The sequence below is a fragment of the Catalinimonas alkaloidigena genome (assembly GCF_900100765.1).
Lineage (GTDB): Bacteria > Bacteroidota > Bacteroidia > Cytophagales > Flexibacteraceae > Mooreia > Mooreia alkaloidigena.
On record NZ_FNFO01000012.1, the window covers coordinates 130,463 to 146,425 of the forward strand.

At 58.4% G+C, this 15,963-nt stretch carries 8 protein-coding genes; 2 read left to right on the forward strand and 6 right to left on the reverse strand.

Annotated elements, in window-relative coordinates; translation table 11 throughout:
* Nucleotides 1-30: 30 nt before the first annotated feature.
* On the reverse strand, nt 31-1,068 hold the full coding sequence (locus BLR44_RS24485; RefSeq protein WP_245706162.1) for a sialidase family protein: 1,038 nt from the start codon (nt 1,066-1,068) through the stop codon (nt 31-33).
* A 70-nt stretch (nt 1,069-1,138) separates the two neighbouring features.
* A complete protein-coding gene (locus BLR44_RS24490; RefSeq protein ID WP_089687177.1) occupies nt 1,139-3,925 on the reverse strand; it encodes an alpha-L-rhamnosidase in 2,787 nt (928 codons plus the stop codon).
* A gap of 610 nt (nt 3,926-4,535) precedes the next feature.
* On the opposite strand from BLR44_RS24490, the gene BLR44_RS24495 reads away from it, so the two are divergent.
* Complete coding sequence (locus BLR44_RS24495) at nt 4,536-5,609, forward strand: GRAS family protein (protein ID WP_089687179.1); 1,074 nt, start codon at nt 4,536-4,538, stop codon at nt 5,607-5,609.
* Nucleotides 5,610-5,695: 86 nt separating this feature from the next.
* Here BLR44_RS24495 and BLR44_RS24500 read toward each other — a convergent pair whose 3' ends face one another.
* Entirely contained in the window at nt 5,696-6,085 is a 390-nt protein-coding gene (locus tag BLR44_RS24500) for a hypothetical protein (RefSeq protein WP_089687181.1), read from the reverse strand.
* A gap of 534 nt (nt 6,086-6,619) precedes the next feature.
* On the opposite strand from BLR44_RS24500, the gene BLR44_RS24505 reads away from it, so the two are divergent.
* Nucleotides 6,620-7,600: a bile acid:sodium symporter family protein gene (locus BLR44_RS24505; protein ID WP_089687183.1), complete on the forward strand. Its 981-nt coding sequence runs from the start codon at nt 6,620-6,622 to the stop codon at nt 7,598-7,600.
* Between the two features lie 36 nt (nt 7,601-7,636).
* Here BLR44_RS24505 and BLR44_RS24510 read toward each other — a convergent pair whose 3' ends face one another.
* The 3 genes from BLR44_RS24510 to BLR44_RS24520 all read right to left on the reverse strand — a co-directional run bounded on the left by BLR44_RS24510 (nt 7,637) and on the right by BLR44_RS24520 (nt 15,963).
* Nucleotides 7,637-9,763: a fibronectin type III domain-containing protein gene (locus BLR44_RS24510; protein WP_143017459.1), complete on the reverse strand. Its 2,127-nt coding sequence runs from the start codon at nt 9,761-9,763 to the stop codon at nt 7,637-7,639.
* 117 nt (nt 9,764-9,880) lie between these two features.
* Nucleotides 9,881-10,450, reverse strand: coding sequence for a hypothetical protein (locus BLR44_RS24515; RefSeq protein WP_089687187.1), 570 nt, complete (start codon nt 10,448-10,450; stop codon nt 9,881-9,883).
* Nucleotides 10,447-15,963, reverse strand: coding sequence for a hypothetical protein (locus tag BLR44_RS24520; RefSeq protein ID WP_143017460.1), 5,517 nt, complete (start codon nt 15,961-15,963; stop codon nt 10,447-10,449). The genes BLR44_RS24515 and BLR44_RS24520 overlap by 4 nt, the downstream gene beginning before the upstream one ends.

Genomic DNA, 15,963 nt, shown 5'->3' on the forward strand with positions numbered 1-15,963 from the left:
TCGCCCCTCCTACCGAGCGACTTGGCACCGCTACTGCGGCCATTTTTCGTCGACGATGGGCTTGGTCTTGAGTCGGTTCGGATCGAAGGCCACGTGCTTGATGCGTTCGCGCCGCCAGGTGTAGGTCACGTGCACCATCCCATCGGACGTCTGAATGACCGACGGATACGAATACTCTTTGATCTGCGAGTCTTCCAGAATCAGCGCTGCGTCCCACTGTTTGCCGTCGTTCGAGATGGCGACGTTGAGGGGCGTGCGGTGGCCGCGGCTGGCGTTGATCGCGGTTTTGACGTGGTTGTAGACGATGACGTGGCGGCCGTCGGCGAGGGTGACGGCGTCGGTACCGGAGTTGTTGTTGGGCAACCCGCTGGGCTGCATCAAGGTCCAGGTTTTTCCGTTGTCGTACGACCACGATTCGGCCACGACGGCGTTTTGGCTGCGGCACAGAATCTGCAAAACGCCGTTGCCGTGTTGCAAAATGCTGGGCTGAATCACCTCGTAGTCGCGCGTGTCGTTGATGGGGCCGCTCTTCTCCCACGTCTTCCCAAAGTCGCGTGTGCGTTCAAAGTGTACCATCCAGCCGTCGATTTCCGTGCTGGACCCGCACAGCAGCGTTCCGTCGTCCAGCAGCACCGGCTTGTTTTTGACCGGTCCCGAAAAGCCGTCGGGCATGCGTTTCTGTTCGCTCCAGGTCTTGCCGGCGTCGGCGCTGGTCCGAAAGTACCCCTGCATGTGGCGCGGGTCCGGCCCGATTTTGTAGAACAACATCAGGTCGCCGTTCGGAATCTGGAACAAGACCGGATTCCAGGTCGGCATCCGGAAATTGGGCGTGATCACGCCGTTCGCCACTTCAACGGGCTTGGTCCACTTTCCTTTCACCAAACGGCTCACCCAGATGCCGACGTCGGGATGGCGCTCGTACGTACCGCCGAACCAGGCGGCCACGATGCCTTCTTTCGTTTCGGCCAGCGTAGAGGCGTGGCACGACGGAAACGGCGCTTCGGTGTAGATAAACTCGTCGGTTACGATGCCCGCCCGCCAGGGGTTGTCTTGGGCCAACGCAGCCACGGAGCATGAACAAAGCAAAGCCAGGAAGAGCAAGGAAGAGGAAAATCGGAACATGCCGGAAAGATAGTACTTAGCGGGGATTTCGGATGGTAAATTGATAGTGGCCGGAGGCGACGTCGAGCACGGTTTTGCCGTTTTCCGTACCGACCACCCGAACGGCCGGAACCTGATTGAGCGGGGCGTTGCCGACTTTGATGTTTTTCACCTCGTCGGTCGGCAGGTAGACGCGCGCGCTGGTGTTGGCCGGGATTGTGATGTCCCACGTCAGGCGATTCTTGCTTTTCTGCCAATGGCTGCGGATCAGGCCCTGCACCGACTGGTACGAAGCATTCACGTAGCGCAGGTCGTCCGGGAAATAAGGGTTCATGATGATCTTTCGGAAGGCCACCGCTTCGTCGTCCGACTTGATGCCGGCCAGGTGTTCGTAGTACCAGATCAAGAGATCGCCCAGCAGCATCACGTGGTTCTGCGAGTTCATGCTCGGCGCGGCCGTGTTCCCGTTCCAGAGCTCCCAGATGGTCGTGGCACCGTGCTCTACCATGTAGCCCCAGCTTGGGTAGGTCGTGTTCGTGGCCAGTTGGTAGGCCAGGTCGGGGCGGCCATTTTCGGTCAGGCCCCGCATCAGCCACTGGGTCCCGATCAGGCCGGAACTCAGATGACCCTGGTGCTCCACTTCAATGGTCTTCACAATCTCGTCGAATACCTGTTCGCAGTTGGCCTCCGGCACCAGCCCAAAGGCGAGCGGCAACAGGTTGGACGTCAACTGCCCTTCGTCGTAGTAGCCCCGGTCCGGATGGTAAAACTCCCGGTTGAATGCTTCTTTGATCTGCCCCCCCAGGGCCTGAAACGCGGCGGCGTCCTTTTCTTCGCCCAGCAGGTGGGCAAAGTCGGTCATCAGTTGCATGAAGTGGTAGTAATACGCCGTGGAAATCAGCGCACTGGGGTGCTTCTGGTCGGCGCTTTTGCCCCGCCCCGCTTCGATGGAAACGGGCGGCACGCACCAGTCGCCGTAGCTGTCTTTCGTCACGATGAACGCCTCGGTCATGTAGCGCTCCTGCATGTACGCCAGCCACTGTTTCATGGCGGGATAGTTCTCGGCAATGGCGGCGCGGTCGCCGTACTGCCGGTAGAGCATCTGCGCCACCAGAATCAGCGTGCCGGGCCAGGTCATGTTGTCGCTGTAATAACGCCAGAAGGCCGGAGCCACGTCGGGCAAGGCTCCGTCGGCCCGTTGCGACAGGCGGATGTCGTCCAGCCACTTGGCGTAAACGAGCTGGTTGTCGAACAGAAAACTTTCGCCGTAGGCCCCGATGGCGCGGTCTCCCAGCCAGGGTTGACGCTCGTTGCGTTGCGGACAGTCGACGGGCATCCCTTTGTAATTGCCCGCGATGCCCCACCACGCGTTCCGAAACAGTTGATTCAGAAGCGGATCAGAACTTTCGAACGTGCCGGTCGTCGCGATGTCGTCGTAGACGAACTGTCCCACGAAATCGTCGACCGAGGGCGTGCCGGGGTAGCCGGAAATTTCCACGTAGCGAAAGCCGTGGTAGGTAAAACTCGGCTCCCAGACCTCTTCGCCCCCGCCCTTCAACACGTAAGTGTCGGTAGCGCGGGCGTCGCGCAGGTTCGCTACGAACAGGTCGCCGTTGTCCTGCAACGACTCGGCAAACCGCAGGTGCACCGTGTCGCCCCGCGTCCCTTCGACGCGCATCTTCAGCCAGCCGACCATGTTTTGCCCCAGGTCGAGGACGTAGCGATTGCCTGCCAACGGACGCAGGGAGACGGGCTTCAGACTGTCCATCACCTTCATGTTCGGGTTGAGCTGTGCCTCAAAATCGCCGCGCGGCTCCTGCACGTATTCGGCAGCCAGCCAGGCCCGGTCGTCGAAGCCGGCGCGGTTCCAGCCGGGCATCTCTTTCCGGGCGTCGTAAAACTCTCCGTCGTATTCGTTGTTGTTCCGGATGGGCCCGTCGGCGGTGCCTTTCCAACTCCCATCCGTCTTGATCACTTCCGTCGAGCCGTCGGTATACGTGAGTTCGAGTTGCAAAAGCAGTTTCGGAAAGCCGAAATTTTTGATCTTGTAAGGTTTGTAGTTCTGCCGCATCGTGAAATACCGCCCGTTGCCCAGGGTCACACCGATCGCATTGTCTCCCGAAACGACGGCTTCGGTCACGTCGAACGTATTGTACTTCACGTTTTCGGTATAATCGGTCGGCGTCGGGGCCAGCACCTGGTCGCCGATTTTTTGGCCGTTCAGGTAAAGTTCGTACAGCCCCAGCCCCATGATATAGGCCGTGGCCGAGGCGACTTCTTTTTTCGGTTGAAATTCTTTGCGGAAGTACCGGGCGGAAAGCGACGGAATCGTCGCGATCGAATCCCAGGGGAACGGATGGTCGAACCCAATCCACCGGCCCCGCCAGTCCTTGTAATACAGCAGTCCCATCGTCCAGTGCGCAGGCGCACTCCAGGTCGTTTCGCCCCGGTTGGTCCAGACTTTTACTTTCACATGGCACGGCATACGGCTTTCCAAAGGACGCCCTGCGTACGGCACCTGCCCGCTCTGCGCAGAAGCAACCTTCCCGGAATCCCACAGGTCGCCTTCACCGTTCGCCAGTTTTTCTGCCGAAGAGGCCACAAGGATGTGATAGGCCGTCTGGACCACGTCGCGCTCGTCGGTAGCAAGCACCCATCCGAAACGGGGCTGCCGCACGTCGAGGCCCAGGGGATTTTCTCGCGATTCGATCGTCAGGTGGGTGACCGTAACCGATTGAGCAAACGCGATGGTACTGCCCAGGCACAGGATGCCGATCAGCAGTAGCGAAGAGAAGTGCAATGGCCTCGTCAGGCGCTCCAGCATAACGGAAGGAAGATTAAAAGTGTCCGAAACGTATCTTTTGCCGGCCGCACGCTCTGTGCGACGGCTGCCAAGAAAGAGGGCGGGAATCTGCCGCTATACCCTTCTTTGTCCGATTTCCCCGTGCTTTCCGGTTCCTTTTGTGGGCGGCGGCCATCGGCTTCGTTCCCTCTGCTGCCGGGGAAAGGCGGGCCGGTGTGTTTGCAAAGGGCGTTACTCCGGAAATAAAATTAGACTATAAACAGACACACGTAACGCTGTAAAATGCCCTCATGATCGTAGTTCAGGTTCAGATCAGGCAAATAAACCCTACCCAAAAGGCGATTTTCTCAATTAAACAAATACATCATCATGTACTGATTTAACAAAAATAAAATTGCATTGTATCCATTTTTTCAATATCTGAAAGGGGCTTTTTAAAATAGAACTATATGCAGCGTAATTTGAACTATACTAAACATAAAACCTGCCTTCTGCGAAAATACAAGCGTAATGAAAATCGCTTTTTAACTATTTTATTTAGACGAACCTGAACTAGTTTAGCATATCTCTACGCAATCTGAGGATCGACGGAGATCTCCAAGCACATGTTAAACATTAATTTCTTCTAACGATGCCACAAGTTCAGAGTTCAAGCCTACAGTACCTAGCCAGTATTAGCCAACTGATTGCTGAAGGCAAGCAAGATCTCGCCAATGAGTTACTCGATGGCTTCACGCCCGACAATGACATCGCCCGTTTGTGCGCTCAATCGTTACGTGACCGAAACACGTTGCATACGCCGTTGTATGCCGCTACGCCCGACGAGGCCGACAAGCAAATCAACGTTTTCGATCTGGTGCTGAAGGCCGTTCCACCGGTACAAGTCCTGAGTGGCAAAGGACTGCAGGTGATGAAGGAGCTCTACTGCCAGGGCATGGAATCGATCACGCACCTGAACATTGGCATTGGAAAAGGTTTCTTTGAAGCCAAGTTGCTGGAAGAAATGGCGCTACAGCCCGAAAAGCTGCCCAGCAAAATCAAAATTATCGGCATCGACATCGACGAAGAGTCGCTTTACGATACCGGCGTACGCCTCCAGCAGGTCATCGACCAGAAAATTCCGGCGACTACTACGGTAGAATACATTCCGATCTGCGCTTTTGTAGAGCACATTCCGGCCGGGGTGTGGGACATGGTGCGCAACCACGGCGCCGACGTATTGGGCGTGGTTTCTGCCTTTACGCTGCACCACATCCCGACGCTGGCCCAACGTTCGGAAGTCATGAAAAAAATATCGGACTGCGATCCGCTGCTATTCGTGCTGATTGAGCCCGACTCCGATCACTTTACCGAAAACCTGCCGGAGCGCCTGGTCAACTGCTGGCACAACTTCGGTACGATCTTTAAACTGATCGACCGGGCCGGTTTGCAGGAACACGAAGCGCGGGCCATCAAATACACGTTCTTTGGCCGGGAGATCAAAGATATTCTGGGGAACGACGAAGCCAAGCGCTCCGAGAAGCACGAGCCCGCCCAGGCCTGGGCCCGCCGCCTGACCGAAGCCGGCTTCAACCTGCACCCGCTGGTCGAAGACCTGGAACATTCGGTCCTGACCCTTAAATACAAAGACCAACTGAACGTGGTGACCACCGAATTCGAAGGTACGCCGATTGTGGCCCTGATGATGGCCAGCCGCCAGGTATAACCCTTCGCGAAAAGACAGAAAAAGAGCCGACCTGTTTATCACACGTCGGCTCTTTTGTTATATCGTCCCTATGTGGAGCTCCGTTACTAGATGCTGTTCAGCCACTCTTTGGCCTTGTCCAGATTATCAAAATTTTGAATTTTCAGGATTTCGTCGGCCCGGCTCTGGAAGTTTCCCACCGAAATTTTGGTAAACGCACTGGTAGGCAGTACAAACGCCATTCCCCGTAGCCCGTGTTGCACCAGCTTCGGCGTAGCGATATTGGCCACCCAGTCGGTGTCTTCTCTTTTCACTACTGCTGCTTCTTTCGTATCGCTGATCAGCTTGTCGGCCTTCCCCTTCTGAAAAACTTCGATCGACTTTTCAATGCCTTCCCGAAATTGTTGTGAGGTCGCAAAACCTTTCCAGTGCTGGATCAGCAGACCTGACGATTCAACAAGTTCGAGGGTGAGATAGGGTTTCTGAAACAGAATCATATAGTGTAAATTTTGTAAGCAAATGACCGTGCAGGTTGTAACAGCCTGAACATTAGCAATTTCTGAGCACTAATATAAAATGTTGCCATCATACCTAATGCATCCTTAAAAATTTGAACACAATCTTGAAGCAAGGTTACATTCCCAAAAAAATGGCCATTTAGCCTTTTTAGGCCCTTTCGCTGCGCTTCTCAGGGTTACGTTACGTTCTCAGTGCAGCAGTGGGCCGGGCCCAAAAGTGCCGTGGATTCCACCAAAGCCCGCTCCGGTGGTGCTGAGCGGCGTTAGCCCCCAGGTACGCGACCAGAAGCCCCCTGTTTTCGAAGCTTCTCAAAGAACGTAATATTTGGGCAGGATATTTTGAGCCAAATGTGCGAGAAAACGCCTTGATGCCTGACCGTTCGCGCGTTACGCCTTAATTTGCAACGCTTTTTCGCCAACACTTCCCCGTGGATTTCTGCGCGCCACACCACGCATGCAACAGGGTTGACAGGGTACCCGGAGCACTCACGTTTAGACTAGGATTACCATTTTATGAGGAACGTCAAGCTGGACGGATTTATCATCGCCTTGGTGGGTATGATTGTGCTTGCTTATCTGATCCCCACCCTGGGGGACTTCCTGCCTCTGCAAGCCATCAGCACCTACGGGGTCGCCGGTATTTTTTTCTTTTACGGCCTGAAACTCAGCCCCCGCAAGATGAAAGAGGGACTGCACAACTGGAAGCTTCATCTGCTCATCCAGGCGTCTACGTTCCTGTTGTTCCCCCTGCTGGTGCTGCTGTTTCGCCCGCTGATTTCGCACGAAGAAGGGCAATTGTTATGGCTGGCGGTATTTTTTCTGGCCGCGCTTCCCTCCACGGTTTCGTCATCGGTCGTGATGGTGTCCATTGCCGAGGGCAACATTCCGGCAGCCATTTTCAACGCCAGCATTTCCGGCCTGATCGGCATCGTGGTCACCCCGCTTTGGATGAGTCTGTTCCTGCAAGGTGCGCAGGCCGGGTTTGACTACGGCGATGTGGTAGTCAAACTTTTGGTGCAGATCCTGCTGCCCGTCTTTTTGGGATTGTTGCTCCACCGCTTTCTGGGCACCTGGGCCAGCCACTACAAAAAACAGCTCAACCTGTTCGACAAATCGATCATTCTGCTGATTGTCTACAACAGCTTCAGCGAGTCGTTCACCACGGGCGTTTTTCAAAGCATCGACCTTGTGTCGCTGGGCGTGGTAGCCTGCAGTGCGTTTGCGCTGTTCGGCGCCGTTTACGGACTCATTTATGTCTTCACCAGCCTGCTGGGATTCACGCGCGACGACAGAATTACGGCCCTCTTCTGCGGCTCTAAAAAATCGCTGGTACACGGCACGGTGTTCTCCAACGTCCTGTTTACCCAGATGGCCAGTGCGAGTATTTTTCTGGTACCGCTGATGTTTTACCACGCGTTTCAGCTGCTGGTGGTCAGCGTCATTGCCCAGCGAATGAGCTCCGCACGAAAGCCCGCTCCTCCCTTAACGTCCTAAAAGCCAGTCTTTCTACAGGCAGGAACACGCTACGGGTCAGGGCCTCCAATGCAACGGAGCCGATTCGGCCAGGCGCGATGCACCGCCGTCGTCGTAGAGGGCTTTGAGCGCGTACGTATAGGTGCCTTGCGAGAGATTGGGATCGGTAAAGGTCAACTGATCGGCCGTGAGGGAACGGTACATCAGGAAACCGCTCCCGTTGAAAGCACGATACAACAGGTAGCGAAATCCCTCCCCTGCCGGAGGTTTCCACGACAGGCGAATGCCATTACTTTCCTGATCGGGCCGGGCAGAAAACGCTTCAACATCATTCCGCCGTCCGGAGTCATACACGCGCACTCGGATTGGAAACGAAGGCTCGGAGCGCAGCCCGGCGTCGTCCACCGCGACCAGGTGGTATTCGTACCAGGAGCGTGCCTTCACGTGTCGGTCAGTAAATACCGTATCTGCGTGGGTGATTTGCCGGTACTCCTGCCAGACGGTGTCGGGCGCGGCGCGGCGGTAGAGCCACTGTTCGGCCAGGTCGGCGCTGCTGCTGGGGTTCCAGTGCAGCACCACGCTGGTATCCGACACCTCGAACCGGGTGAACACCCCGGCAACTGGAGGCAGCTTGTCGGGCTTCTGCAACGCCAGCGGGACGGAAGGCGCACTCGGGTTGCGGTTCAGGTCGTAAGCCACCACGCGGTAGTAGATCGTCTCGGTCAGGGTGCGTAACGAAATGCTGTCGGTAAAGGTGGTATCGACCAGAAAATCTTCGGTCAGGGGCGTGAACGCATGGTCGGCGGCATTGGCGTAGTAGACCAGATAGCCCATCAGGTCGGGCTCCTGCCCTAATCTCCAACGCAGGGTGACGATGCCGGTCGTATCGACCTGGCCCGTTACTTCCTGTGGCACCTGTGGAGGAATCGAATCGATCATCACTACGTAGGCGAGGATCGAGAGCGCGGAGTTCTGAGCGGTGTCCAGGGCCGCGACCACGTAATAGTTGGTGCCCCACGCCACGGCACCGGTGTCGACAAACGCCGTCGTTGTGTTGGACAAGATGTGCAGATGCAGCGGCTCGAAAGGGCCACTGGCCTGTTGTCCCCGGGCCACCAGGTAGCCCATCAGGTCGGGCGATGGATTCGGCATCTCCCACGTGATCCGCACGTCGTTGCCGTTGAGGTTTTCCGCACGGACTCCGGTGGCCTGTGCGGGTGGGGTCAGGTCGCGGCCCATGACGGGGAGCGGATCGGTCGGCTGCCCTTCTTCCCCGAACGGCGTCACCCCCACAATGCGGTAGAAATACGGACGGTAGTTTTCGGGCAGCGAGTCGGTCAGCACAATGGGCGGCGGGGCCACAGTGGCCTGGTTTTGCTGGCCATGGACCGGTTGCAGAAACCCCTGTCGGTTCAGGCGGCGGTAGGTTTTCCCCCCGTCGTCCGACCGCTCGTAGAAGTAGGTGGTGAAAAAGCGTCCGGCCAGCGCCCGGTCCCACGAGAATTTCACTTCCCGGTCGCCCTGTTCCACCGTTACGGGCGGCATGCCCGGCAGCGGGTCGCGTACCGCGGTGTTGACAAACACCGCGGCCGTATCGGACGGATACACCGCAGGGTCGGCCAGGGTATGCAGCAAGTAGACGTACGACTTACCCTTCTCCACCGTGTGGTCGACCCACCGCAGCCCCATGCCCGTGGCCAGAAACGCCGACTGATCGGCCAGCGCCAGGGCAAAGCCGTGGCGGTTGTCCTGGTCGTACTTGGCGTCCATCAGTTCCTGCCAGTTGGGTCCGTGCTTGGGGTCCTGCGGCGAAGGCGTTTTGCCGTACAGGAGTTGTGCCGCCAGCGCCGCCAGGGTGTCGTCGGGTCGCGCCCGCGCCTTCCACTCGTCGAGGGTCCAGGGCCGCAGGGGCGACGACGTAAGGGACACGGGCGTTTGCCGTTCGGCTCGCGTGGTATCCCGCATCTCCAGGCGACGCACCCCATAGCCCGCCCGGTTCGCGCCTTGCCAGAGCACAGCCTGCCGCGGTGCCCAGCGCAACACCACCGAATCGCCGTAGTTGCGGGCCACGAGGTACAACGCACGCGGCGGGGCCACCAACGCGGAATCTTGCAGGGCCGAGAGCGACTGAGTCATCCCGTTGACGCTAACCAGGCAGAAGAGAAGCCAACTCCATCGTTTCATGGTGATTTTGATTGCAGATGACAAATTTCAAATTGACAAATTACTGATTGGCAGATTCTCGCCGGAAGACAGTAGAGTTTGGGTTGGATTCGATTCCAGTCTCCACCGCTGATACGCTTACTGAATCAGAAACTTTTTCGTCCCCCGGACGGGATACCGCCAGGCTTCCGGAGCACGCGTGAGGCCCGGTCGCAGGTCCGGGGTGGCAAACCGAAACTCCAGGTTGCAACTCACCGTTGCCCACGCCGAGGGCGGAATAAACTCAGTCAGCTCCAGAATGTCGCAGGCCTGTTTAAACGCGTCCGAACCATTCCAGTACAGTCCGGGATTCTCGACGTAGGCGGCTGCCATGCGCGCTTTCAGGTAGCCGTAGTCGAAGGCGATTACGAACGGAACGTTATGGCTCACGTGCCACGATTTGTCCAGCGGGTACTGGTAGATGTTGACGACTTCCGGCATAAAACCGACCCCACTCACCACGGGCAAACTGCCCAGACTCACCAGCGGTTTTCCTCCGCCCAGGCTTACGTAGGTCGGAATCTGCTTCACCGTACTGCCGGGATTGACCAGCCCCACCGCCGCATTCGAGGGTAATTTTGTAATGAATTGCGCTCGTAGCGAAACCGGTGCGGTCAGGGCCAAGCTGCCGAAAACAAGCGCCCCGCAAAGCTTGAAGAATAGGTTCATGGCATGCGTAGTTGAAATTGGCGATCAATGGCCCGGCCGAGCACGTCCCCGATGGGCCGTACCTGGAACAGTTCGTTCGCCGTCAAGGGCGGATCGGGGTACGTCAGTGAAACGGGCACCGTCGGCGGCGCGCCCTGCAACACGAGGTCGCGGATGTAAGCGAGGCTGATGCCGTAATACCCGCCGAACAGGGCGGTCCAGTAACTGCGGTAGAGATAGTCGCGGGCATAGCGTTCGTACCAGCGGTCGGTCTCGGTCAGCAACACGAGCGGCGCCATCGAAAACTGCATGCCGCCGGAATTCTGAAACCGCCCGCCGTATACATCGTACTCGTCGAACCCCTCGGCCGCGTTGAATTGCATATCGTAGCTTTCGGCTAGTCCAAACGCTTTGCGCGTCGCGATAACGCCCGAGTTGGCATTCCGCACTTTCTCTTCCAGGGTGTTGAACTTGCTGGTCTTGAAGTAGTAGCTGTAGATTTTAACGTCCGCCATCTTCTTGTTGGTGAGCGATAAGCCGGACAGTGAGGTCTGTCGCGTCACGACGGTGCTCTGGTTCAGGTACAGTTCATCCTGCCGCAGGGCGCTGGTGACCTGAGTTGCGTACAGGTTGCGGGTTTTAAATGACGTGAGGAGCGTGGCATTGGCCAGCACGCTGAGGAGCGGCTTCGGCACGATGCGCTGGATGATCTGCAACTCGGTGATGGCGTCGTTGGGAAGCGTGGGGATAGCGAACGCGAGTTGTTGCCCACCGGCGACCATCTGCACCGGCACCTCCTGTTCGGTCCGACCGGCCGCGCCGTGGGAGATGAACAGCGCCTTCAGTTCGTAGGTATTGTCACCGAACAGACAGGGGATAGGTTTCTGGAGGATGATCCGCCCGACGCGCGATTCGTCCTGCAACAGGTAGCGCTGTTTGTTGAACGGATACGAGGCCAACATCACCCCCCGCTCGAACAAGGTTTTGATGCAATCGCCGGTTCTGAAGATCGTCCGGTCGTCGAATTGCTGCACCACCGCATTGCGAAACACGTAGTCGACGTAGCGGTTTTGGTCGGGCAGCCACTCCTGCACTTTCACGTTGATTTCGATGCGGTAGCGGGTCTGCGGATCGAGCGCGGTCGTGGTGAACAACGTCGCAGCGTAATGGTCGCCGGATATCAGCTGGTTGCCGTACATCGGTGCGCCCGTGGTGAGGTTGACAGCCTGGAACTGCGTGATGAACAACCGGAACTGACGTACCACCGGATCGCCCTGCGAGTTGTACATCTCGATGAACAGGTCTTCTTCCACCGGATAGTTGAACGCCACCTGCGGATTGGCCATCACCGAGATGCCCGCCCCCGTAGGGTTGATCTGGCTGATGAGCGGATCGCCCGCAAACGGATTGGCTTCCGGTACACACGTAGCTCCCTTTTTCGGATAATTCATGTTGAACCGCATATGCCCCGAAATCAGCCCTCCCAGCACGCTGTACTCCCCACCAAACCACCCTTCGAACCAGACCGGATTGGGCAACCCCGCCCGCAGCAAGGCCGCCGCCGCGATTTTAAACGCCGGGACACGTCCCGAGAAAAACCAGACGTCTACGTCCAGCCCCGCCTCGATGTAAAGCCACGCCCAGAGCTGCCCGTTGGCGTACCAGCCGTTGATGCCGGGCAGGTTTTCCGACCCGTCGCACCCTACCGTGTACTGTTGCAGGGCCACGTCGAACCCGATGCCCGCGCCCACCTTGGCGTAGAAAATCAGGAACGTAAAATCGTACGGCCCTTTATCGGTGAACTGCATGCTGGCCCCGAACGCCAGCTTCAGTCCCTGCATCTGCCCAGACGAATAGAACGGGCGGGAACTGACGTACCCGGTCTGTTCGATGACCTGTTGCGGCGGCTCGGGCATGCCGGGCAACAGGTGCGACGAGCCCGCCATGTAGTACGACTTGAAACTGGCGAAATCGAGCAGCACAAGCTCGTTGGGTTGCACGGGATCACCCATCTTCATGAACCATTCGCCCGTACCGCCGTTGATGTGCAGCGCAAAGCCACCGACGCCCTCCATCAGGGGTACGCCATCTGGTTTCAGCGCCACCTGCATGGACGTGGTCAGGTCGAAGACGTCGTGCGCAAAATCGTACTGCACAATGCCCACGCCCCGGATCACCGCCTGTTCGGGTTGCATCAGCGGAGCCAGCATCGCCGCCCGAACGTCGATCTTCAGGAGTTGCAGGGCCATGGTGTGGTGGTTGAGCGTGGCCTCCAGGGTGCCCTCGGCCTGGTACAATTGCCCGTCGCTGATGCCCATGATCACCGACGCCTTGAAGCCGATAGCACCCGGCGCGGGCTCGTACAGACTCGTCGCGGTGAAGTTCTGGTCAAACAATTCTTTAGGCGAAGGCAGGGGCTTTTGCCGCAGGTTGTAATACGCGCCCCCCCCGAATCCAAACGCGCTCAATGGCAGCGGTGCCGCCAGCGGAAGGCCTGGTGGCGGTAGTTTCAGGCGGGCATCGACGTACCAGTAGGCAAAGCCTTTTCGCCCGAACAGCGCGTTGCCGTCGATGGCTAACCCACTCAGCATGGTGGCTTTCACGGCCCCGCGCACACCGTTGCCGTAGGTGGCATCTTCGTCGAAAAACTCGACGAATCCGTTGACATTGACCGGCCCGACGGGACCATCCAACGCGATTTTGCTGGCCTTGACCTCCGGCAGTTCCCATCCCCAATCGGGTCGTCCGTTTTGGAGGCGGATTTTACCCAATAGGTCGAATTGAAACGAGGCGCTGGGCAGCGTGGGCATATCGGCCAGTTCGACGTCCATTGCAAAGCGCAAGCCGATCGTTTCGGTCGAGGCCAGCAGTTGCGGATCTTTGAGTGAAACCGGGAAATCACCCACCGACTTCTGCGGACTGGCCAGTCCGGCCCGGAAGGTCGTGACCTGCACGTAAGGCGCACGACTCTGCACCACCAACTCTTCAAATTCCACCGCCTTGAAGTCGATTTCCGCCACGGGTTTGAGGTTCGCGTGGAGGTCGACACTGCCGTTCAGCACGGCACGGGCCAGAAAGTCATTTCCTGCGCCGCCCGCAGTAACTTGAATATTCGACGTATTCAACAGATGCATCCGGGCTACCCACAGCGGCACGGCCACGTCGGTTTTGGGCTGCATCACAAACTGAAATCCCACGGGTCCCGCCCCCGGCTGACTTAATGTGCAGGTGTAGTTAAGTTGGGTGGTCGGGTCGTTCACGTTCGCTCCCGACAGGGGCAGCAGCACACGCCCGGCCATGCCGCCTTCCTTGAACGAATTGTTGAGAAACGTGACGTTCAGGTGGTCAATGGAGTAGTACCAGCTGTCGAGGCTGCCGTCGCCCAGAGCCAGCAGGTTATTGGCCTGCACAGCCCCCGTCAGTCCCATTCCATCGATGATCAGGTGATTGGCCGTGGCGGTGACGGGGGTCGTGCTGTTGATCTGTTTAACAAACGGCGGCAGGTCCACCAGCACCTCGGGCAGGTAGATGCCGTTCCAGTCGGGCGTGGTCAGGTTGGGCTTTTCGGCTATAACCGGCAGGCCCGTCGGATTTTTCAGCGAAGAGTGGTCGTAGATGCCCACCGTGCCAGGCCGGAGCGAGAAAGCAAAATCGGTGTTCCCCGCCAGGGTAAACGGATCGAAAGTGACGGCGGCCAGCCAGTCGCTCCACGAGGTGGTGGTGGCGAGCAAGGTCGTGACCACGGGTTGCCCGGGATCGAGTTGGTTGGAAAAAAGATCGGTCGGCAACGCATAGTCGGCCCGGATGCGCAACTGCTGGAAGCCTTCCCGGTCAAAGACGACGTAGGTGCCCGAATCGGCGGGCGTCGCGAACGTCGGGGCCGCCCCTTTCAACACCAGTCCGGTGGAGGCTACGTTCAAGTCCTGCGCCAGGTACAGGGTGCCCTGTCCGCACAAGTGGGATGCCTCCAAACAGACGCCTTTTGCCCCGAACGCCGCTTTCATGCCCGCCTCGACCAGATCGACCACCGTGGCCGCATCGAACGTCGCCTGCGTGGGCGTCCAGGTCGCGCCGGTGATGGCGACTACCGTCCCGATGCCTCCCACGGATTTGTCGAGGCCCAGCGGCAAGTCGAATCCGGCCGCGTCAGTAGCGCTGGTCAGGCTGGACACGAGTTGCTCCCGGTTCCGGTCAAAGTAGCTGCCCAACTGGTCGATGTCGCTGGAACTGAACGGAATGGCGCTCAGGTTGGGGGCCGGAGCGCTGGGCAGGAAATCGACGTCGGCTTTAACCCGCGCCTGTACTACACCCGCGAGCATCTGGTTCTCGGCGTTGACCTGCATCTCCGAAAACTGCACCCGCACCGGAATCAAACGGCTGTTGGCCAGGGGCATGGGAATCTTGCCTTCGCCGCTGAGTTTGTTGCCGTCGGGCGTCACGCGCACCACAGTCATCTCAAACGCGCCGACTTGCACCTTACTGCCCACCTTCACCCCGGCATGGTTCACACTTCCCGCAGGTAATGGGGCTTGACACGCGCACACGGCCGGTCCGGCCGGAGCCGCCGCGACTCCTTCCGGCAACGACGCGGAGAGCGTCTGCATCGTCGCGCCCAGGTAGACAAACGAACAGACCTCGCTACGGCCGCCGTTGCGGAAGACGGCCTGCCCGAACGGATCGCTGGCCGTCACGGCGAAGGCGTACCGCCGCCCGAACACCAGAGCGGGTTGCGCCGGTCCCAGCAGCAAGGCGTTGCTCCTAACCGTCTCTTCGAAAAAGGCGGGTGTGGTGGCCGAGAGAAACGCATCGTTCGGGTTCTTGGTCGGATCGATCATCTCCACCACCTTCAGCGTGTACTCGGTCGTAGGGGGCGCACCGGCCGGGAACGACCACGTAAACAGCAGGTTCTGCGGCGTGAAGCCCCGGATGGTATCTTCTCCGCAAAAAGGTCTGATCAGGTACGGGGGCTCCAGGTTCGTCAGTTGAATCGGACTACTACACCCCATCGGGGCCTCCAGCGAAAGTGGCTCGCCCGTCTGGTACTGCACAGCCTGTACACACACCGTATAAATTCCTTCGGGCAGTCCGTTGCCCTGTACCAACTCCTGCCTGGTCACGCCCGCCAGTTGCAGCCGGTCCACGTCGTAGAGATCGCGAAACGCGTCCCCATTCAGGCTTTTGACCTCGAAAGGAGCCAGCTCCAGCGGTTGTGGCGATTTGAATTGCGGAGCGGTGCGCAGCACGATGCCGTTCTCGCCGGTGATGGTGCCGAGCAGTTGCACCTGGAGGGTCTGCGGCGTGGTGTTGCGGAGGGTCAGGAGGGTCCGTTCGGGATGGTCGGCGTAGTCGGCCAGTTTGGTGGAATACGGCGGCAGCACCTGGATCGTAGCGGTGACTTCGGTTTGTGCCTGGGCGGTCATCCAACGCGACGCAAACAATCCCGTCACTACGCAGAGCCGAAGTGTTCGCAGAATCAAACGGGTGGTGCGGCGTGGGTTAAGATTCCCGACGTTGTTCCTCAATGCATTTTTCAT

Bases quoted from the DNA above. Each gene is read 5' to 3' on its own strand.
- BLR44_RS24490 (WP_089687177.1), bottom strand. From the start codon at position 3,925: ATGCTGGAGCGCCTGACGAGGCCATTGCACTTCTCTTCGCTACTGCTG.
- BLR44_RS24505 (WP_089687183.1), top strand. From the start codon at position 6,620: ATGAGGAACGTCAAGCTGGACGGATTTATCATCGCCTTGGTGGGTATG.
- BLR44_RS24500 (WP_089687181.1), bottom strand. From the start codon at position 6,085: ATGATTCTGTTTCAGAAACCCTATCTCACCCTCGAACTTGTTGAATCG.
- BLR44_RS24495 (WP_089687179.1), top strand. From the start codon at position 4,536: ATGCCACAAGTTCAGAGTTCAAGCCTACAGTACCTAGCCAGTATTAGC.
- BLR44_RS24515 (WP_089687187.1), bottom strand. From the start codon at position 10,450: ATGAACCTATTCTTCAAGCTTTGCGGGGCGCTTGTTTTCGGCAGCTTG.
- BLR44_RS24510 (WP_143017459.1), bottom strand. From the start codon at position 9,763: ATGAAACGATGGAGTTGGCTTCTCTTCTGCCTGGTTAGCGTCAACGGG.
- BLR44_RS24520 (WP_143017460.1), bottom strand. From the start codon at position 15,963: ATGAAAAATGCATTGAGGAACAACGTCGGGAATCTTAACCCACGCCGC.